The sequence below is a fragment of the Pseudomonas sp. USTB-Z genome (genome assembly GCF_019691255.1).
In the GTDB taxonomy this organism is placed as follows: domain Bacteria; phylum Pseudomonadota; class Gammaproteobacteria; order Pseudomonadales; family Pseudomonadaceae; genus Aquipseudomonas; species Aquipseudomonas alloputida.
Window position 1 is genome coordinate 65,338 of the sequence record NZ_JAECZP010000026.1, and the last position, 18,495, is coordinate 83,832.

Annotated in this window: 16 protein-coding genes; 8 read left to right on the forward strand and 8 right to left on the reverse strand. The window is 63.5% G+C overall.

Annotated features, from left to right (window positions below):
- Window positions 1-39 precede the first annotated feature (39 nt).
- Window positions 40-558: a molybdenum cofactor biosynthesis protein B gene (gene moaB, locus I8746_RS23535; RefSeq protein WP_003254698.1), complete on the reverse strand. Its 519-nt coding sequence runs from the start codon at window positions 556-558 to the stop codon at window positions 40-42.
- Window positions 559-699: 141 nt separating this feature from the next.
- Here moaB and I8746_RS23540 point away from each other — a divergent pair, with 141 nt between their 5' ends.
- Window positions 700-1,587: a LysR family transcriptional regulator gene (locus I8746_RS23540; protein ID WP_221101105.1), complete on the forward strand. Its 888-nt coding sequence runs from the start codon at window positions 700-702 to the stop codon at window positions 1,585-1,587.
- Here the strand turns inward: I8746_RS23540 and I8746_RS23545 are convergent.
- Window positions 1,575-2,357 (reverse strand): AraC family transcriptional regulator, encoded by a 783-nt coding sequence (locus I8746_RS23545; protein WP_012051493.1) that lies wholly within the window; start codon window positions 2,355-2,357, stop codon window positions 1,575-1,577. The two genes, I8746_RS23540 and I8746_RS23545, sit on opposite strands and share 13 nt — an antisense overlap.
- A gap of 377 nt (window positions 2,358-2,734) precedes the next feature.
- Here I8746_RS23545 and I8746_RS23550 point away from each other — a divergent pair, with 377 nt between their 5' ends.
- The 5 genes from I8746_RS23550 (at window position 2,735) to I8746_RS23570 (ending at window position 9,272) form a co-directional block, all read left to right on the forward strand.
- A complete protein-coding gene (locus I8746_RS23550; protein WP_100774589.1) occupies window positions 2,735-4,348 on the forward strand; it encodes an APC family permease in 1,614 nt (537 codons plus the stop codon).
- A gap of 23 nt (window positions 4,349-4,371) precedes the next feature.
- On the forward strand, window positions 4,372-5,298 hold the full coding sequence (locus tag I8746_RS23555) for a 4-hydroxyproline epimerase (protein ID WP_221101106.1): 927 nt from the start codon (window positions 4,372-4,374) through the stop codon (window positions 5,296-5,298).
- 46 nt (window positions 5,299-5,344) lie between these two features.
- Window positions 5,345-6,292, forward strand: coding sequence for a dihydrodipicolinate synthase family protein (locus I8746_RS23560; protein ID WP_003254709.1), 948 nt, complete (start codon window positions 5,345-5,347; stop codon window positions 6,290-6,292).
- 152 nt (window positions 6,293-6,444) lie between these two features.
- Entirely contained in the window at window positions 6,445-8,022 is a 1,578-nt protein-coding gene (locus tag I8746_RS23565; protein WP_221101107.1) for an aldehyde dehydrogenase (NADP(+)), read from the forward strand.
- A gap of 2 nt (window positions 8,023-8,024) precedes the next feature.
- Window positions 8,025-9,272: an FAD-binding oxidoreductase gene (locus tag I8746_RS23570; protein ID WP_221101108.1), complete on the forward strand. Its 1,248-nt coding sequence runs from the start codon at window positions 8,025-8,027 to the stop codon at window positions 9,270-9,272.
- Between the two features lie 123 nt (window positions 9,273-9,395).
- Here the strand turns inward: I8746_RS23570 and xenA are convergent, their stop codons facing one another.
- On the reverse strand, window positions 9,396-10,487 hold the full coding sequence (gene xenA / locus I8746_RS23575) for a xenobiotic reductase XenA (RefSeq protein WP_012051488.1): 1,092 nt from the start codon (window positions 10,485-10,487) through the stop codon (window positions 9,396-9,398).
- A 49-nt stretch (window positions 10,488-10,536) separates the two neighbouring features.
- Between xenA and I8746_RS23580 the strand changes: the two genes are divergently transcribed.
- Complete coding sequence (locus I8746_RS23580; RefSeq protein WP_221101109.1) at window positions 10,537-10,872, forward strand: helix-turn-helix transcriptional regulator; 336 nt, start codon at window positions 10,537-10,539, stop codon at window positions 10,870-10,872.
- Window positions 10,873-11,004: 132 nt separating this feature from the next.
- Here I8746_RS23580 and mqo read toward each other — a convergent pair whose 3' ends face one another.
- Complete coding sequence (gene mqo, locus I8746_RS23585) at window positions 11,005-12,642, reverse strand: malate dehydrogenase (quinone) (RefSeq protein WP_003254718.1); 1,638 nt, start codon at window positions 12,640-12,642, stop codon at window positions 11,005-11,007.
- Between the two features lie 327 nt (window positions 12,643-12,969).
- A complete protein-coding gene (locus tag I8746_RS23590) occupies window positions 12,970-13,161 on the reverse strand; it encodes a YhfL family protein (protein WP_003254720.1) in 192 nt (63 codons plus the stop codon).
- Window positions 13,162-13,351: 190 nt separating this feature from the next.
- On the opposite strand from I8746_RS23590, the gene I8746_RS23595 reads away from it, so the two are divergent.
- Window positions 13,352-13,969, forward strand: coding sequence for a LysE family transporter (locus I8746_RS23595; protein ID WP_104960974.1), 618 nt, complete (start codon window positions 13,352-13,354; stop codon window positions 13,967-13,969).
- A gap of 95 nt (window positions 13,970-14,064) precedes the next feature.
- On the opposite strand, the gene I8746_RS23600 is transcribed toward I8746_RS23595, so the two are convergent.
- The 3 genes from I8746_RS23600 to I8746_RS23610 are packed head-to-tail and all read right to left on the reverse strand — an operon-like array spanning window position 14,065 to window position 18,057.
- On the reverse strand, window positions 14,065-15,273 hold the full coding sequence (locus tag I8746_RS23600) for a hypothetical protein (protein ID WP_221101110.1): 1,209 nt from the start codon (window positions 15,271-15,273) through the stop codon (window positions 14,065-14,067).
- 10 nt (window positions 15,274-15,283) lie between these two features.
- A complete protein-coding gene (locus I8746_RS23605; protein ID WP_221101111.1) occupies window positions 15,284-17,188 on the reverse strand; it encodes a hypothetical protein in 1,905 nt (634 codons plus the stop codon).
- An 8-nt stretch (window positions 17,189-17,196) separates the two neighbouring features.
- The gene (locus tag I8746_RS23610; protein ID WP_003254727.1) at window positions 17,197-18,057 is read right to left on the reverse strand and encodes an SH3 domain-containing protein; all 861 of its coding nucleotides are present in this window, start codon (window positions 18,055-18,057) and stop codon (window positions 17,197-17,199) included.
- Between the last annotated feature and the right edge of the window lie 438 nt (window positions 18,058-18,495).

Sequence of the window (18,495 nt, forward strand, 5' to 3'; positions counted from 1 at the left end):
TGGTTGCCTGTTCTGGCCTCTTCGCGGGTAAACCCGCGCCTACATCGGCAACAGGTGTTTGACGAAGTTGCAGGGCCGGTGCCGTGCATCCAGCTGCTCGGCCAGAATCCCTTCCCAGGCGGTGCGGCAGGCCCCGGTCGAGCCCGGCAGGCAGCACACCAACGTACGGTTGGACAACCCGGCCAACGCCCGGCTCTGCACGGTCGAGCTGCCAATATCGAGAATCGACAATGCCCGGAACAACTCGCCAAACCCATCGATACGCTTGTCCAGAAGGCACTCGACCGCTTCGGGTGTGCTGTCGCGCCCGGTAAAGCCGGTCCCGCCGGTGATCAGCACCACCTGCACCTGTTCATCGGCAATCCAGCTGGCCACCTGAGCGCGGATCTTGTACAGGTCGTCCTTGAGCAGCGCTCGCGCCACCAGCCGGTGACCGACCTCGACCGAGCGGTTGGCCAGCAGCGCGCCGGAAGTATCGTTGTCGTAGGTACGGGTGTCGCTGACAGTCAGCACGGCGATGTTCAGCGGTACGAAGACCGCATCAAGTTGGACGCGCACGGTGAAGCTCCTTGAAGGGTATTTTCACCACGCTAGAGGCATACCCCCAGAGGCGTCCAATCGATATGACGTACCGGCCGATCAATGACATCTATCGCAGACGTGGGTTAAGGTCTGCATAACCAGACGCCAGGCACTTCCATGGACATCAAGCAGCTCAAGTTCCTCATCGCCCTCGACCAGACCCGCCACTTCGGCCAGGCGGCGGCGCTGTGCCATATCACCCAACCGACGCTGTCCATGCGCCTGCGCAACCTGGAAGACGAACTGGACCTGGTGCTGGTCAAGCGGGGCCAGCGCTTCGAAGGTTTCACCGAGGCCGGCGAGCGCATCCTGGCCTGGGCCCGTACCCTGCTCGCCGCCCATGACGGCCTGCAGGCCGAGGCTGCCAGTTGCCGTGGCCAGGTGGTCGGCAGCCTGCGCCTGGGCACGGTGCCGCTGGCCAGTTTCAACCCCATGCACCTGCTGCTGCCCCTGCGCGAAAAATACCCCGAACTGCACTTTCAGCTCAGCTCGCTGAGTTCGGAACAGGTCATCGACGGCCTCAGCCGCAACCAGCTCGACCTGGGTATCTGCTACCTGGACCAGGTCAACACCAGCTTCTTCGAAGTGATCGAACTCGGCACCACCACCATGGGCCTGCTGCACGATACACGGCACTTTCAGTTCGCCAGCGACCGGCTGCGCTGGGACGAGCTTGGCGATATTCCGCTGGGGCTGCTGAGCAAAGGCATGCACTACCGCCAGTCGCTGGACCTGAGCTTCCGCAGCCGTGGCCTGGAGCCCAATGCGGTGCTTGAGAGCGACTCGAGCTTCCAGCTTATCCAGGCCATCAACACCGGCCTATGCTGCGCGATCATGCCACTGGACTGCGGCCTGGAAGACCTCAGCGAGCACCTGCGCATCGTACCGGTGGCCGACGCCGCCATCCACAGCCCGGTCGGCCTGCTGCTGCGCCGCAGCGAGCCGCGCTCGGCGATTGCGGAGCAATGCTTTGCCGAGGCCTGGGGGCTGTTTCAGGCCACCTGATCGGCGGTAGCCTGGCGATACTGGCGTGGCGTAAAGCCGGTCAGTTGCTTGAACTGGCGGCTGAAAGCGCTGTGGTCAGTGTAGCCGCAGCGCATCGCCACTTCAGTGATCGGCAGCTCCGAATGCAGCAGGCGATGGGCATGCTCCAGGCGCGCCTTGTGGATCATCTGCCGGGGCGTGAGGTGGAACACCCGCTTGCAATAGCGCTCCAGCTGGGCCACGGAAATACCGGCGATGCGGGTCAGCTCGCCCATGCTGATCGGCTGGTGAAAATGCTGGCGAATGTGCTCGTCCACTGCGGCCAGGCGTTGATAGGCGGGGTGGCTGTCGGCGGCTGACTGCAAGTCGACCGAGATGCCGACCAGGCCGATGATTTCGCCGGCAGGGTTGTACAGCGGGCGTTTGTGGGTCAGGCACCAGCCGGGCTCACGGCTGCCGTAGAGGTGCAGCTCCAACTGGTCCTCCAGCACCAGGCCTTCCTTGAGAACACGTCGATCCTGCTCGGTATAGCCGGGGCCAAACTGTGCCGGAAACACCTCGGCGCTGGTCTTGCCCAGCAGCGGTTGCAGGTGCTTGAGGCCACAGCGCTGGACCAGTGTGTTGTTGGCCAACGCATAGCGGGCGGCAGAATCCTTGATGAAGATCGCGGCGTTGGGGATGGCGTCGAGCATCGGCAGCAACAGCGATACGCCGGCGAGCAGGGCCTCGAGGGTGGCGGGGCGGTGCTGGTCGAGAGACTGGTAGAGGGTTGCCAGGGGGGTGTCGGTCATCTGTCGGTTCTCTGCTGGCTGGGCCGGCCTCTTCGCGGGTGAACCCGCTCCTACAGGGCCCCCACAGATTTCGAATCCTGTGCGGTACCTGTGGGCGCGGGTTCACCCGCGAAAGGGTCGGCACTAGCACTGCATCTCTCAAACCCTTATCCGGTATGGCTTTGAGCCTATCCCCCCGCTTTGGGCCTTACCACTGTTTTTCTGCAACTGTGCCGATTTCGTCATCCCCCTTGCAGAAAACCATCAAGAACCGCCGCCCCGACCGGTTCACTCTATGCCCCACGCAAGCCGCCCAAGTCCTACAAGAGCGCGGCCCAAAAAGCCGCATCTCGTGACATCAGACCTGCCTATCCAATAACCAACAAAAAGGCGACCCCATGTCAGGCAAATTCAAAAAACAGTTATCACTGCTGGACCTCACCTTCATCGGCCTAGGGGCCATTTTCGGCTCCGGCTGGCTGTTCGCCGCCAGCCACGTGTCGGCCATCGCCGGCCCTGCCGGCATCCTCTCCTGGTTTCTCGGCGGGTTCGCCGTGCTGCTGCTGGGTATCGTCTACTGCGAGCTGGGCGCCGCCCTGCCACGTGCCGGCGGCGTGGTGCGCTACCCGGTTTACTCGCACGGCCCACTGCTCGGCTACCTGATGGGTTTCATCACCCTGATCGCCTTTTCCAGCCTGATCGCCATCGAAGTGGTCGCCTCACGCCAATACGCCGCCGCCTGGTTCCCGGGGCTGACCAAGGCCGGCTCCAGCGACCCAACCGTGCTCGGCTGGCTGGTGCAGTTCGCCCTGTTGGGGCTGTTCTTCTTCCTCAACTACCGCAGCGTGAAAACCTTCGCCAAGGCCAACAACCTGGTCAGCGTGTTCAAGTTCATCGTGCCGCTGCTGGTGATCGGCGTGCTGTTCACCTTCTTCAAGCCAGAAAACTTCGAGGTCCAGGGCTTTGCCCCGTTCGGCCTGTCCGGGGTGGAAATGGCCGTATCCGCCGGCGGCATCATCTTCGCCTACCTGGGCCTGACGCCGATCATTTCGGTGGCCAGCGAGGTCAAGAACCCGCAGCGCACCATCCCGATTGCGCTGATTCTTTCGGTGTTGCTGTCCACCGCGATCTACGCCTTGCTGCAACTGGCCTTCCTCGGCAGCGTGCCGACCGAAATGTTGGCCAACGGCTGGGCCAGCGTGACCAAGGAACTGGCCCTACCCTACCGTGACATCGCCCTGGCGCTGGGTGTGGGCTGGCTGGCCTACCTGGTGGTGGCCGACGCTGTGATCTCGCCAAGCGGCTGCGGCAACATCTACATGAACGCCACCCCGCGCGTGATCTATGGCTGGGCGCAGACCGGCACCTTCTTCAAGTACTTCACCCGCATCGATGCAGAGTCCGGCATCCCGCGCCCGGCCCTGTGGCTGACATTTGGCCTGTCGGTGTTCTGGACCCTGCCCTTCCCATCGTGGGAAGCGCTGATCAACGTGGTATCCGCCGCTCTGGTACTGAGCTACGCCGTGGCCCCGGTCAGTGTTGCCGCCCTGCGCCGCAATGCACCCCACATGCCGCGCCCGTTCCGGGTCAAGGGCATGGCTGTGCTCGGCCCGCTGTCGTTCATCATCGCCGCGCTGATCGTGTACTGGTCGGGCTGGAACACCGTGTCGTGGCTGCTGGCCCTGCAGATCGTGATGTTCGTGCTGTACCTGCTGTGCAGCCGTTTCGTACCCACCCAGCACCTGTCGCTGGCCCAGCAAGTTCGCTCGTCGGCCTGGCTGATCGGCTTCTACGCGGTGACCATCCTGCTGTCGTGGCTGGGCAGCTTCGGCGGCTTGGGCGTCATCGGCCACCCATTCGACACCGTGGTCGTGGCGGCCTGCGCGCTGGGCATCTACTACTGGGGCGCGGCCACTGGCGTGCCTGCCCACCTGGTGCGCCTGGAAGGCGAGGACGAAAGCGAAGCCTGCGCTGAAACCTATACCGGCCGCCCTGCTGCCGTCGCTTCCTGATCTTTTACGCAAGGGACAAGCCCATGAAACAGATTCACGTCATCGACTCCCACACTGGCGGCGAACCAACCCGCCTGGTGATGAAGGGCTTTCCGCAACTGCACGGCCGCAGCATGGCCGAACAGCGCGACGAACTGCGCGAGCTGCACGACCGGTGGCGCCGCGCCTGCCTGCTGGAGCCACGCGGCAACGATGTGCTGGTCGGCGCGCTGTACTGCCCGCCGGTATCGGCCGACGCTACTTGCGGGGTGATCTTCTTCAACAACGCCGGCTACCTGAACATGTGCGGTCACGGCACCATCGGCCTGGTCGCCTCGCTACAGCACCTGGGCCTGATCGCACCGGGTGTGCACAAGATCGACACCCCGGTCGGCCAGGTCAGCGCCACCCTGCATGAAGACGGCGCCATCACCGTCGCCAACGTGCCCTCCTACCGCTACCGCCAGCATGTGGCGGTGAATGTGCCCGGCCATGGCGTGGTGCACGGCGACATCGCCTGGGGCGGCAACTGGTTCTTCCTCGTTGCCGAACACGGCCAGCGCATCGAGCTGGATAACCGCGAGGTGTTGAACGAGTACACCTGGGCCATGCTCAAGGCGCTCGAAGCCCAAGGCATCACCGGCGAAAACGGCGCGCCCATCGACCATGTCGAGCTGTTCGCCGACGACCCCAACGCCGACAGCCGCAACTTCGTGATGTGCCCCGGCAAGGCCTACGACCGCTCGCCGTGCGGCACAGGCACCAGCGCCAAGCTGGCCTGCCTGGCCGCCGACGGCACGCTTGCCGAAGGCCAGACCTGGGTGCAGGCCAGCATCACCGGCAGCCAGTTTCACGGCCGTTACGAGCGCGACGGCGAGCGTATTCGACCGTTCATCACCGGCCGTGCCCACATGACCGCCGACAGCACCCTGCTGATCGACGAACAGGACCCGTTCGCCTGGGGCATCTGAGCCCCCGGCTTTTTGACCAAACCCAATTTCGCCAGGAGTAACAACAATGACCAACAACATTTTCACCGGCACCATGCCCGCCCTGATGACCCCATGCACCGCCGAGCGCAAGCCGGACTTCGACGCCTTGGTGCGCAAGGGCCGCGAACTGATCGAAGCCGGCATGAGCGCGGTGGTGTACTGCGGCTCGATGGGTGACTGGCCGCTGCTGACCGAGGCCGAGCGCCAGGAAGGCGTGGCGCGCCTGGTGGCGGCCGGTATCCCGACCATCGTCGGCACGGGCGCAGTCAACACCCGTGAGGCAGTGTCGCATGCCGCCCACGCCGCCAAGGTCGGTGCCGCCGGCCTGATGGTCATCCCTCGCGTGCTCAGCCGCGGCGCCTCGCTGATCGCCCAGAAGCATCACTTCTCGGCCATCTTGGCTGCCGCGCCGAAGCTGCCGGCGGTGATCTACAACAGCCCCTACTACGGTTTTGCCACCCGCGCCGACCTGTTCTTCGAACTGCGTAGCGCGTTCCCCAACCTGATCGGTTTCAAGGAGTTCGGCGGTGGCGCCGACCTGCGCTACGCCGCCGAGCACATCACCTCCAAGGATGACGATGTCACCCTGATGGTCGGTGTCGACACCCAGGTGGTGCATGGCTTCGTCAACTGCAACGCCACCGGCGCCATCACCGGCATCGGCAACGCGCTGCCGCGCGAAGTGCTGCAACTGGTGAGCCTGAGCAAACAGGCCGCCAAAGGCGACGCCCGTGCCCGCCGCCTGGCGCGCGAGCTGGAAGCGGCGCTGGCGGTGCTGTCGTCGTTCGATGAAGGCTGCGACCTGGTGTTGTATTACAAGCACTTGATGGTGCTCAACGGCGACACCGAGTACAGCCTGCACTTCAACGAGACCGACGTACTGACCGACGCTCAGCGCAACTATGCCGAACAGCAGTACGCGCTGTTCCGCAGCTGGTACGCCAGCTGGTCGGCTGAGCAGAACATCGCCTGAGCAGCCACTGCTCCCGCTGTGGGAGCGGGCGTGCCCGCGAATCAGGCGACCCGGTGCATGGCACCGGCTTCGCCGGTGTTCGCGGGTGAAACCGCTCCTACAGGGGTCGTAATCCCCCCCATGCATCTGCATTAGATATCCAAGGAGGCTACATGCCCCTCACAGGCAACCTGCTGATCGGCCAGAGGCCGGTAACCGGCAGCCGCGACGCCATCCGTGCCATCGACCCAGCCACCGGTCAGACGTTGGAGCCGGCCTACCTCGGCGGCACCGGCGAACACGTGGCCCAGGCCTGCGCGCTGGCCTGGGCGGCATTCGACGCCTACCGCGAAACCTCGCTCGAACAACGAGCAGACTTCCTTGAAGCCATCGCCACACAGATCGAGGCCCTCGGCGATGCCCTGATCGACCGCGCCGTGGCCGAAACCGGCCTGCCCAAGGCGCGCATTCAGGGCGAGCGTGGCCGTACCTGCACCCAGCTACGCACCTTTGCCCGTACAGTGCGGGCCGGCGAATGGCTGGACGTGCGGGTCGACAGCGCCCTGCCTGAGCGCCAGCCCCTCCCCCGCGCTGATCTGCGCCAGCGCCAGGTGGCCCTGGGGCCAGTCGCCGTGTTCGGCGCCAGCAATTTCCCGCTGGCCTTCTCGGTGGCCGGTGGTGACACCGCGTCGGCATTGGCCGCTGGCTGCCCCGTGGTGGTCAAGGCCCACAGTGCCCACCCCGGCACCAGTGAGCTGGTCGGCCAGGCGGTGGCGCAAGCGGTGAAGCAGTGCGGCTTACCGGAGGGTGTGTTCTCGCTGCTTTATGGCTCGGGCCGCGAAGTGGGCATTGCCCTGGTCAGCGACCCGCGTATCAAGGCCGTTGGTTTCACCGGCTCGCGCAGCGGTGGCATGGCGCTGTGCCAAGCCGCCCAGGCGCGCCCGGAGCCCATCCCGGTGTATGCCGAAATGAGTTCGATCAACCCGGTGTTCCTGTTCGACGCCGCCCTGCAAGCCCGTGCCGAAGCACTGGCACAAGGTTTCGTCGCCTCGCTGACCCAGGGCGCCGGCCAGTTCTGCACCAACCCTGGCCTGGTAATCGCCCGGCAGGGGCCGGCACTGCAGCGGTTCATCACTGCAGCCGCCGGTTACGTGCAGCAGGCCCCCGCCCAAACCATGCTCACCCCCGGCATTTTCAGTGCCTACCAGGCCGGTATCGCAGCCCTGGCAGACAACCCCTGTGCCCAAACCATCGCCAGTGGCCAAACCAATCAGGGCCCCAACCAGTGCCAGGCACAGTTGTTCGTGACCCAGGCCGAAGCGTTTCTCGCCGACCCGGCGTTGCAGGCTGAAGTGTTCGGTGCAGCGTCGCTGGTCGTTGCCTGCACCGACGATGAGCAGGTCCGCCAGGTAGCCGAACACCTGGAAGGTCAGCTGACCGCCACCCTGCAACTGGACGAGGCCGACATCGACAGCGCTCGCGCCCTGCTCCCCACCCTTGAGCGCAAGGCCGGGCGCATTCTGGTCAATGGCTGGCCGACCGGCGTCGAGGTGTGCGATGCCATGGTCCACGGCGGGCCGTTCCCGGCCACTTCCGATGCCCGCACCACCTCGGTGGGCACCGCGGCGATCCTGCGTTTCCTGCGCCCGGTTTGCTATCAGGACTTCCCCGATGCGCTGCTGCCGCAGGCATTGAAACACGGCAACCCGCTGCAGCTGCGGCGCCTGCTAGACGGCAAACGGGAAGGCTGAGCATGCTCGAAACCGCTGAAACCGATATTGCCGTGGTCGGCGCAGGCATCGTCGGCGTCGCCTGTGCCTTGCAACTGGCCCGCCAGGGCCGTCGGGTAACCCTGGTCGACCGCCAGGCACCCGGCCTTGGCGCGTCCTTCGGCAATGCCGGGCACCTGGCAACCGAGCAAGTGTTCCCGATTGCCGACCTGTCGATCCTCAAGCGCCTGCCTCGCATGCTGCTCGACCCGATGGGCCCGCTGCGCCTGGACTGGAAATACCTGCCCAAGGCCATGCCGTGGTTCACCCGGCTGCTGCTCAACCTGCGCCCGGCGCCGTTCCAGCGCAGCGTGGCGGGCATCCGCACGTTGAACGAAGGCAGTCTGGGCGCCTGGCAACGGCTGTTGGGCTCGATCGGGCGCAGCGAGTTGTTTCAAGAGGATGGTTCGTTGCTGGTGTTCGAGAAGCCTGAGTCACGCCAGGCGTTGGAGGCGTTGCGCACACGCCTGCAACAGCAGGCGGTGCCGGTGGACTTCTGGTCGGCCGAAACCGTGCGCGAAGCGGCGCCGCAACTCAGCCCGTCACTGTTGGGCGGGCTGTTCTTCCCGCGCACCGGGCACTTCATCGACCCTTATCGGGTGGTGTGCGAATTGTTCGAAGCGGCCAAGGCCAGTGGGGTGCGCTTTGTCCAGGCACAGGTCGATGGCGGGCAGTTGCACAGTGCCGGCGTGAGCCTTGCCAGCGACCAAGGCATGCTCAATGCCCGCCAGGTGCTTGTCAGCTGTGGCGCCCATTCTGCGAAACTGACCGCCGCGCTGACAGGCACGCGGGTGCCGCTGGATACCGAACGCGGCTACCACCTGATGTTGCCGGGTGAGCACCAGCGCCTGCCGTTTGCAGTCACCTCGCTTGAGCGCAAATTCATCATGACGCCCATGGCCGAAGGCTTGCGCCTGGCGGGCACAGTGGAGTTTGCCGGGCTGCAGGCACCGCCGAGCATGCAGCGGGCGTGGCAGTTGCACCGGTTGAGCAAGGGCTTGTTCCGGCACGACTTGAGCGTCGAAGGGGCAACGCCGTGGATGGGTTTCAGGCCTTCGTTACCGGACTCATTGCCCGTGATCGACAGGGTGTGCGATGGGCGGGTGCTGTTGGCGTTTGGCCATCAGCACCTGGGGTTGACCCAGGCGGCGGTGACGGCGGAATGGGTGGGGCGGTTGGCTGAGCAGGCTGGTGGGCCTGAGATGGGCGCATACCGACTGGACCGGTTTTAGCCTCTACCGGCACATTCGCGGGCAAGCCCACTCCCACAGAGAGGGTGCAGTATCTGAAACCTGCGGTGTCTCTGTGGGTGCAGGCTTGCCCGCGAATGGGCTGCAAAGCAGCCCCTCCAAGCCTCAGCGGTAACGCTCGAGCCAGTGCGCATAAGGCGCCGGCAAGGTCCAGGACGCTTTTTCCACCCCCAGCTCCTTGGCCGCAAAGTAAGCCCAGTGCGGGTCGGCCAGGTGCGCGCGCCCTACCGAAACCAGATCCAGCTGGTTGGCCTGCAATGCGGCCTCCGCCAACTGCGGCGTACCAAAGCCCCACGCCGACGTCACGGGCAGCTTCGCTTCGCGGCGCACGCGCTCGGCAATCGGCCCCATGAACGCTGGCCCCCAGGGGATGTGGGTGTCGGGAATGGTGAAGCCGACACTCACGCTCAGCAGGTCGAGCCCACCGGCCTTGAAGCGACGGGCCAGTTCGATCGACTCTTCCAGGGTCTGCTCATCGCGGCCATCGTATTCCAACACACCAAAGCGCGCGGTCAGCGGCAGGTTCTCCGGCCACACTTCGCGCACGGCGGCCAGTGTTTCCAGCAGGAAGCGGCTGCGATTTTCGAAGCTGCCACCGTAGGCATCGGTGCGCTTGTTGGAGTGCTCGGAGAAGAAGCTCTGGCCCAGGTAGCCATGGGCAAAGTGCAGTTCTATCCACTCGAAGCCGGCATCACGCGCACGGCGGGCGGCATCGACGAAGTCCTGCTTGACCCGGGCGATATCGTCCAGCGTCATTTCGCGTGGCACTTTCGGCAGGTGCGCGCCAAAGGCAATGGCAGACGGGGCAATGGTCTCCCAGCCGCGCGCGTCGTCGGCGGCAATGTGGTCATCACCCTCCCACGGGCGGTTGGCGCTGGCCTTGCGCCCGGCGTGGGCGATCTGGATACCCGGCACGGAACCGGCAGCCTTGATGGCCTGCACCACCGGTACGAACGCCTGAGCGTGGGCATCGCTCCAGATACCGGCGCAACCGGGGGTGATACGCCCTTCCGGCGCCACAGCAGTGGCCTCGACCACCAGCAAGCCGGCACCACCACGGGCCAAGCCGGCCAGGTGAACGTGGTGCCAGTCGTTGATCATGCCGTCTTCGGCCATGTACTGGCACATCGGCGGAATGGCAATCCGGTTACGCAGGGTGACGTCTTTGAGGGTGTAGGGTTCGAATAGTGCGGACATGGGAAACTCCGGGTTCATTTGAATACTGTTGTTCGATCATAATCGAACTATGGCAATTAATGAAACCCCCGTTATCATGTCAACCATGCGAGCCTATAAACATCCCAACCCCGACGACCTCATTCTTGAACGCCTGCTCTATGCGCTCAGCGACCCCGTGCGCCTGGAAATCGTCCGCCACCTGGCCGGCGTGGCCGAGGCCAGCTGTGGCGAGCTGGATGGAGGTCGGCCGAAGTCGAGCATGTCCCACCACTTCCGTGTGTTGCGCGATGCAGGGCTGGTGCAAACCCGCAATGTGGGGACTACCCATATGAATTCGCTGCGTAGCGAGATGCTGGATAAGCGGTTTCCCGGGCTGCTGGAGTGCATCCTGCGCCAGCAGTGATACCTGTGCAGGCCTCTTCGCGGGTGAACCCGCTCCTACCAGGGATGGCGATAAGCCTGAGGGTTTCGCTGTGCTTGGCAACAAAAAAGCCACGAGGTCTCCCCCGTGGCTTTCTTTCACGACAATGGCCGGTTACAGCGCCATGTCGTTCTCAGGCTTGCTCTCAACCGGCTTGCTTGCCGCGCCACCGAATTCAACGCTGGCGTCGATCACCGGCGGTTTACCCAGTTGCAGCACTTCAGCGGTGTAGTTCCACTCTTTCTGGGTGGCCGCTGCCGAGTCGTTCAGCTTGGTGCCGTAGCTCGGTACGATTTCCTTGATCTTGGCCTGCCACTCCGGCGTAGCGACCTTGTCCTTGAACACGGTTTCCAGCACGTTCAGCATGATCGGCGCAGCGGTCGAAGCACCTGGCGAGGCACCCAGCAGACCCGCGATGGTGCGGTCTTCGGAAGCCACCACTTCGGTACCCAGCTTCAGCACGCCGCCCTTGTCGGCATCACGCTTGATGATCTGCACACGCTGGCCGGCCTGCCACAGGCGCCAGTCTTCCTTCTTGGCATTCGGGAAGTAGGTGCGCAGGGCTTCGAAGCGGTCATCGTCAGACAGCATCAGCTGGCCAGCGAGGTACTCGACCAGCGGATACTGGTCGATACCCACCTTGGTCATCGGCCACACGTTGTGGGTGGTGGTGCTGCTCAGCAGGTCCAGGTAAGAACCGTTCTTCAGGAACTTGGTCGAGAAGGTAGCGAACGGGCCAAACAGGATGACGCGCTTGCCGTCCAGCACGCGGGTGTCCAGGTGCGGGACCGACATGGGTGGCGCACCGGTCGAGGCAATGCCATAGGCCTTGGCCATGTGCTGCATGGCAACGGTCGGGTTCTCGGTCACCAGGAACGAGCCACCCACCGGGAAGCCTGCGTATTCCTTGGCTTCCGGGATGCCCGACTTCTGCAGCAGCTTCAGCGCGCCGCCGCCGGCACCGATGAACAGGAACTTGGCGTCGGTGGCCGACTCGGTACCGTCCTTCAGGTTCTTGTACTCGACGTGCCAGGAGCCGTCCTTGTTGCGGGTGATGTCCTGCACTTCGCTGGACAGCTTCAGCTCGAAGCCTTTCTGGGTCTGCAGGTGGCCAACGAACTGGCGGGTGATCTCGCCAAAGTTGACGTCGGTGCCGATCGGTGTCCAGGTCACGGCCAGCTTCTGGTTCGGGTCGCGGCCTTCCATCATCAGCGGGACCCACTTGGCGATCTGCGCGTGGTCCTCGGAGTACTGCATCGGACGGAACAGCGGGCTGGCCTGCAGTGCGTCGTAGCGTTTCTTGAGGAACTTGATGTTGTCATCGCCCCACACGAAGCTCATGTGCGGGGTGGTGTTGATGAACGAGTGCGGGTTCTTCAGCACGCCCTGGCGTACCTGCCACGACCAGAACTGGCGGGAAATCTGGAAGGCTTCGTTGATTTCGATGGCCTTGGAGATGTTGACGTTGCCGTCCTTGTCTTCCGGGGTGTAGTTCAGCTCGGCCAGCGCGGAGTGGCCGGTACCGGCGTTGTTCCAGCCGTTGGAGCTTTCTTCGGCCACGCCATCCAGGCGCTCGACCATTTCCATCGACCAGCTTGGCTCCAGCTCGTGCAGCCACACGGCCAAGGTGGAGCTCATGATGCCGCCGCCGACCAGCAGCACGTCTACTTTCTTGGTTTCTGCAGCGTGCGCTTGCATGACGCTTGCAGCGACCGCCAGACCCAGCAAGGTCTTGCCAGCTTTCTTGAACATTGATCAATTCCAGTCAGGAGAACAGAGGGAGGGCCTGTGGCTGGCCCCGGTAAAGCGTGTTCTTCAGCGCAGGCTTTTTGTTGATCATTGTTCAGCAGCCAGAGAACCAGAAAACGGCTCGGCCTTTGGTCGAATTGACCGACAAGGCTGAATCGTTTTTCCGATTGTATCTGAAATGCCAGCACAAACAAATTGCAGGCCGGAGCGTCAAGGCGACCGGTTGCCCCAGCGGCAGTTTGTCACGTCACAAACAAAAACCCCCGGCCATGTGCATGACCGGGGGCCTTGGATCACGCCGCAAGCGTCGCGATCAGGGTACCGCCAAGATTACTGCTGCTGAGGCAGTTTATCGATCGGGCCGCAGCCACCGATGATCTTGGAGATGGAAACCGAAGGGTGGAACAGGTAGTCGTAGGTGCAGTTTTTCGGTTGGTTGTAAACCTGGCCAGTGCAACCCGACAGCAGGGCAACACCCGAAACGACGGCAACGGCTACGGTGGCCTTGAACAGCTTTTTCATTACTCAATCCTTTAAATGAATCATCTTCGACCATCGTCTGATGGCCGCGGAATCATACAGACTCCAGGCATTGGATCCAAGCCGCACTTGGCACAGGTTCTTTGCAACTGTGCAACAACAGGTTGAAAAGCGCGCCGTTGGCGACGATAGTTCAGCGCACTGCCTTCGCAATGCCCAACAGGAACTCACCATGCTTGGCGTCACCGACTACGGCGCATTCGTCATCGCCTTCCTTATTCTTCTGGCTATCCCCGGCCCGGGCAATTTCGCCCTGATCACCGCCACCGGCAAGGGCGGTATCAAGGCAGGCCTGGCCGCGACCTGTGGCGTGATCGTGGGTGACCAGGTGCTGCTGTGGCTGGCGGTAGCCGGTGTCGCCACCCTGCTGGCCACCTACCCTGCCGCCTTTCATGTGGTGCAGTGGGCGGGGGCTGCATACCTGGCCTACCTGGGCCTGCGCATGCTGCTGAGCAAACCCGGTGGTGCAGCACACACCTGCCGCATGGACAACGGCCAGTACCTGCGCCAGACCATGATGATCACCCTGCTCAACCCCAAGGCGATCATGTTCTACATGGCGTTTTTCCCGCTGTTCGTCGACCCGGTGAAGCACCAAGGGCTGGTGACGTTCGGTTTCATGGCGGCGACAGTGGCGGTGGTGACCTTCCTGTATGGGCTGATTGCCGTGGTGCTGACCCATCAACTGGCCGAGCGCATGCGCGCCAACCCGCGAATTGCCAATATGTTCGAGCGGCTGGCGGGGGCTTGCCTGGTGGGATTCGGCATCAAACTGGCGGCGATGCGCTGATCCCAAGCCCGACAGGGTCCGGGCACACCTGACAGCAAAAAAAGCCCCCGGCAACTCAGGGTTCCCGGGGGCTTGTTCACTCAGCCATTACCCAATCAATTGGTTTCCAGCTGATACGCCTTGCTCACGAACAACGCTGCAAACAGGCTCTTGCCTTCCTTGAAGGTGTACTGCTCTTCGAAACTGCCGTCTTCGACCAGCTTCTGCCCGATGGCGCACTCCGAGTCGCTGTGGTTCTTGGCCTTGGCGCCAAAGTCACTGCTCCACGACGACAGCCCAACCTCCTGGCAGAAGGCTGCGAACTTTGCCTTGGGGACTTGCTGCTGGTAATCGCTGAAAGCCTCTTTCAGCGATTTGAAGCCACTGTAGCTCACCGAGTAGTTCTCGACCTTGGCCTTGCGGGCAAAGCCGCTCACCGCTTCAGCCAACACCGCCTGGCCGGTGTACGGGCTGTACGCGCCAATCAGCATCGCGCTCAGGGCACTCTTGAGCTGGGTTTCGACATCGTCCAGTTCCGGCAGCGACTGGAAGTCGGCCTTGCGCACGATCTCCCCCACCTTGGAGCCGTCGTTGCGGTGGGTGACCACGAACGCCATCGAGCCTTCGCCATCACTGGAGCGCTTGATGGTGAAGTCCAGGTCGACCGTGGTACCAAAGTCACCGGTACTGCTGACCAGAAACGCGCCGGTTACTGGCTGGCGCACCGCCATGTTGGCGCCCCAGGTGAAGTTCGACGGGGCGGCCCGACCATTGGCGGCCAGCTCGGCACGTGGCTGGACTTCGTCGCTGACATCCGCCACCAGCACGACTTCGGCACCCTTGCTGGCAACGTAGGGGTTGCCCATCTGCATGCCCAGCAGCTGGATATGAATGCTGCCATCCTTGCTGTCTCCGTCATGGGCCAGCTTCAGCGCATCAGCCTTCAGGTACACCCCGGCCACATTGCGGCTGACATTGAGCTGATACTTGGCCCAGCCCGCCAGGCCTTCCTCAGCCGAACCACCCTGTACGGACTCCATCAAGCCCGACAGGCCGCGCATGAACTGCTGGGCGCCATTGGTCTGCGCCGCCGCCACGCGGATCTCCGGGTCGGCTACCGTCAGGTTGCCGGAAAACGCCGAGTAGGAAATGTCCCCCTCAGACAGCACATCCTCAAGGAAATAGCGCTCCTTGAAGTCGTCGTAGTAGGCCAGCGCAGCCTTCTTGCCCGAGCTGGCGACCATCGCATAGCCACCACCGAGCACCAGCACCGCTGCGGCCACACCGCCAATCAGCAGCTGCTTCTTGTTCATCTGTTTGATCATGGTGTTTGCCTCACTGGACCATGGCGGAAGCGTTGTTCCAGTCGTTCACGTACTGTTGGGAGACCTCGGGGGTCCAGCTGAAATCGATACCGGCGTTGGGGAATTCCTTGGCCAGCACGGCGCCGAACGACACGCGGTCGGCACAGTGGTCCTGTTTGCAGGCCTCCGGCTCACCGGCGCTGTAGGCACGGTAGGTAGGCACGGCGCGGCCGTCGTCCAGCGGGTAGTACGGCGTGGCGTTGGCCACCTGGGTCACGTACCAGCCTTCGCTGTATTCCTCGTCCGCAACCAGGCGGCCGTTGCTCGGGAAGTCGATGCTGTAGAAGTCACCTTTCTTGCCGGTAACGTGCACCATCATCGGCACTACGCTGGCCGAGGTCGCAGGGTTTTGCTGCTCCAGTGGCGAAGCAAAGCGCACCTTGATACCGGCCATCTGCGCCAACGCCTCGGTTTCGCGCCCCTTGAAGTCGCTCATGCCGTCCTGCAACTGCTGGTAACGTTCCAGCACACGGGTGTGCACGCGGGCCAGCTCCTGTTGGCGCTGACGCTGCTCACGCACACGCTGCTGCTCGCGCTGTACCGCCCAGTTGGCTCCGTCGCGCACATCGAAGAACAGGCCTTGGCGGTTGATGCCGATGCGGTTGCGAGTGATTTTCTGCGCGTCGTTGCCCCAGATGTTGTTCGAGATCGCCGACAGGTCTTTGACGATGAACAGGTTGGCCACATCGGTGGTGGTCGGCGAGGTGGTCTTGATCAGGTCGAAGATTTCCAGCGCAGCTTCCTTGTACTTGGTCGCATCCAGGGCAAACGACTCGTCCGGGGTGACCGCGACGTAGTAAGGGTCGCTGCCGAACGGGCGGAGCACGCCGTAGCTGGAGCGGGTGAACGTCAGGTACACCTTCATCTGCCGGCCTGGGATCTCGCCGACCAGGAACGCGGCCTGGTCAGCTTGCGGCGTGAGATAAGAAACGGCCTTGTCCTTTACCGCAGGCTCAAGGTTCTTGTTGAAGATCAAACCACTCGGGTGAGCATAGACGCGGGTCCAGTTATCACCCCGGTAGGTACCCACAGCCTTCCAGCTGATCTTGTCGAAGCTGCCTTCACCAAAGCCGGACGCCGGGCACGGCATGGCCGGGGTGGTGCCGAACGACAGGGTGTCGCCATCGCCGATGATCGAGGTACTGAGCACCCATTTGCAGCCGGTGCCGTCCGTTACCTGCATCAGGTTGCGGTTTTCCAGGACCACCGAGCGACCGAAGTCCGAAGTGGGGGCTGCGGCGACTGCTGTGGCAGGTGCCGGAGCGGGCGGCACAACAGGGGCTGCTGCCGGGGCTTCGGGGGTTGGGGCTGGCTCTGCGGCTACGGCTGGCGCGGGCGCGGGGGCCGGAGCGGGTTTTGCCTGCGCAGGTGCGGCTTCGACCACTGCCGGGGCCGCTGCAGCAGCAGGGGCTGGGGCTGGGGCCGGGGCCGGAGCAGGTGCCGGTGTCGGTGCAGCAGCAGCCGGTGCTTCTGGCTGCGCAGGTGCCGGAGCGGGGGCAACTGCTGCAGCCGGCGCCGGGGCGGCAGTGGCAGGCGCAGCAGCCAGAGTTACCAGCCCCAGGTTGCTGGCATTGCCCGAGCCGCTGGCGTACAGGTTGCCCTTGGCATCGACCGCCTTCCAGTTCACCTTGGCAGTCGAGCAGTCCTTGGCGAACACGAACGGCAGCTTGGTCAGCAGGCCTGACAGCAGTTCCTGGTTATCCCAGGCCGGGCGGGTGATGGTCAGGTCGACCTGGGGTTTGCACCAGGTGGTGGCATCCCCGGGCACTTCGACCTTGATGTTGTCTTTCTTGGAAAAGGCCAGCTCGTGGGCGAACGCCTGCGGTACCAGACCACAAGCGCCGATCACAGCCAGCGCGAGCGCGTGCTTTTTCATGGAGTTCCTCAGATCAGTTCCCAGGTGCCGTTGGCTTGTTTGCAGAAGGTGTTCTGCTCTTGTTCGGTCTGGCCGCTTTGCGATTTCAGGCTGACGGTGACCGGGCGGCAGGCCGCTTCGGCGGCAACTGTCTGGGTTGGCAGCGACTGCACCGAGTCCAGGTCGAAGCCTTGGGTTTCCTTGCTGGCGGCAACGTCCAGCTCGTCCAGGTTGACGGCTGGCGTTACACGCTTGGCAACCGCTTGCGCCTTGGGCTCGACGTAGTTCTTGTGCACATAGCCCACGGTCACACCCTTGCGGCCGACCAGAATCCAGTCACCGGTGGAGCCCACGGCGGTGAATTCGGTGTGGTTCTTCAGGCTGCCGACCTTCTCACCAGCCTGGTTAGGCGCGGCGCGCACGTTGAGGTTGTCGCTGATGGTCACATACGGCTCGTTGATCAGCTTCATCGACGGCACCGCCTGGATCTTCGGCGCGCGCTTGACCTCGACCTGCTTGGTCTTGGTGTATTCCTTGCCCGGCACGATCTGCGCGGTGGCGCCGGAGTGGTCGGACTTCCAGGTCACTGGCTGGGCACTGGCAGTGGTTTGCTGCTGGCTCAGCACTTCCTGCGTACGCAGCGCCAGGGCTTGCTGGTCCTTTTCATCGAGCATGTGGCCGATGCGATTGCCCACGTAGGCGCCAATGCCACCTGCGATCAGCGCGGCGGCGATCTTGCCGTTGCCACTGCCCATGGTCGAGCCGATGGCCACACCGGCCAGGCCACCGATCACGGTGCCCGCTTGCTCTTTGCTGATCCCGAGCTGTGCACAGGCCGTGGTAGAGGCGATGGCGACCGCCAGAAGGGACGCGACGAATTTCTTACGCAAGTGGAGCACTCCATTTTCGGTGGGGCGCACAGCCGCGTACCGCAGCCAATGGTTGGCGGCAGCATTCAAAGTTGTGCGGGGTTTTCAGAAAGTGTGCAGCACTGGCCGCAGACGACAATTCAGCCGTCCAGCGAGGGGCGCAGGGGGAGACCAGTACGGCGCAAAGCATCCAACGAATCCATGTCAGGAAGAGTTCATCGCCCAGCGCGCGTAATCATTACGGCGTGTGGCCTGGGCGTGAGTGGCGTATCAGAGCGCCGCATTGTAGCCCAAGGTGCCATTGTCAGTTCAAGACAAAATGTTGCAGGAAGCCTGTCTGATTGATTAGGGAAGTGTCAGATTTTTTGTGTGCGGGCCGGTAACGGCCTGCCGTCAGGCAGGCCTTGATTTCACCAGGTTGGCCTGATGAACCGATCTCCGTACAGAATCGCAAATTGA

What these genes read in the sequence shown, in the direction of transcription:
- I8746_RS23580 (WP_221101109.1), top strand. Translation starts at nt 10,537, where the DNA reads ATGGCAATTAATGAAACCCCCGTTATCATGTCAACCATGCGAGCCTAT.
- I8746_RS23595 (WP_104960974.1), top strand. Translation starts at nt 13,352, where the DNA reads ATGCTTGGCGTCACCGACTACGGCGCATTCGTCATCGCCTTCCTTATT.
- I8746_RS23600 (WP_221101110.1), bottom strand. Translation starts at nt 15,273, where the DNA reads ATGATCAAACAGATGAACAAGAAGCAGCTGCTGATTGGCGGTGTGGCC.
- xenA (WP_012051488.1), bottom strand. Translation starts at nt 10,487, where the DNA reads ATGTCCGCACTATTCGAACCCTACACCCTCAAAGACGTCACCCTGCGT.
- I8746_RS23605 (WP_221101111.1), bottom strand. Translation starts at nt 17,188, where the DNA reads ATGAAAAAGCACGCGCTCGCGCTGGCTGTGATCGGCGCTTGTGGTCTG.
- I8746_RS23550 (WP_100774589.1), top strand. Translation starts at nt 2,735, where the DNA reads ATGTCAGGCAAATTCAAAAAACAGTTATCACTGCTGGACCTCACCTTC.
- I8746_RS23590 (WP_003254720.1), bottom strand. Translation starts at nt 13,161, where the DNA reads ATGAAAAAGCTGTTCAAGGCCACCGTAGCCGTTGCCGTCGTTTCGGGT.
- I8746_RS23545 (WP_012051493.1), bottom strand. Translation starts at nt 2,357, where the DNA reads ATGACCGACACCCCCCTGGCAACCCTCTACCAGTCTCTCGACCAGCAC.
- I8746_RS23570 (WP_221101108.1), top strand. Translation starts at nt 8,025, where the DNA reads ATGCTCGAAACCGCTGAAACCGATATTGCCGTGGTCGGCGCAGGCATC.
- I8746_RS23560 (WP_003254709.1), top strand. Translation starts at nt 5,345, where the DNA reads ATGACCAACAACATTTTCACCGGCACCATGCCCGCCCTGATGACCCCA.
- mqo (WP_003254718.1), bottom strand. Translation starts at nt 12,642, where the DNA reads ATGTTCAAGAAAGCTGGCAAGACCTTGCTGGGTCTGGCGGTCGCTGCA.
- I8746_RS23540 (WP_221101105.1), top strand. Translation starts at nt 700, where the DNA reads ATGGACATCAAGCAGCTCAAGTTCCTCATCGCCCTCGACCAGACCCGC.
- I8746_RS23565 (WP_221101107.1), top strand. Translation starts at nt 6,445, where the DNA reads ATGCCCCTCACAGGCAACCTGCTGATCGGCCAGAGGCCGGTAACCGGC.
- I8746_RS23555 (WP_221101106.1), top strand. Translation starts at nt 4,372, where the DNA reads ATGAAACAGATTCACGTCATCGACTCCCACACTGGCGGCGAACCAACC.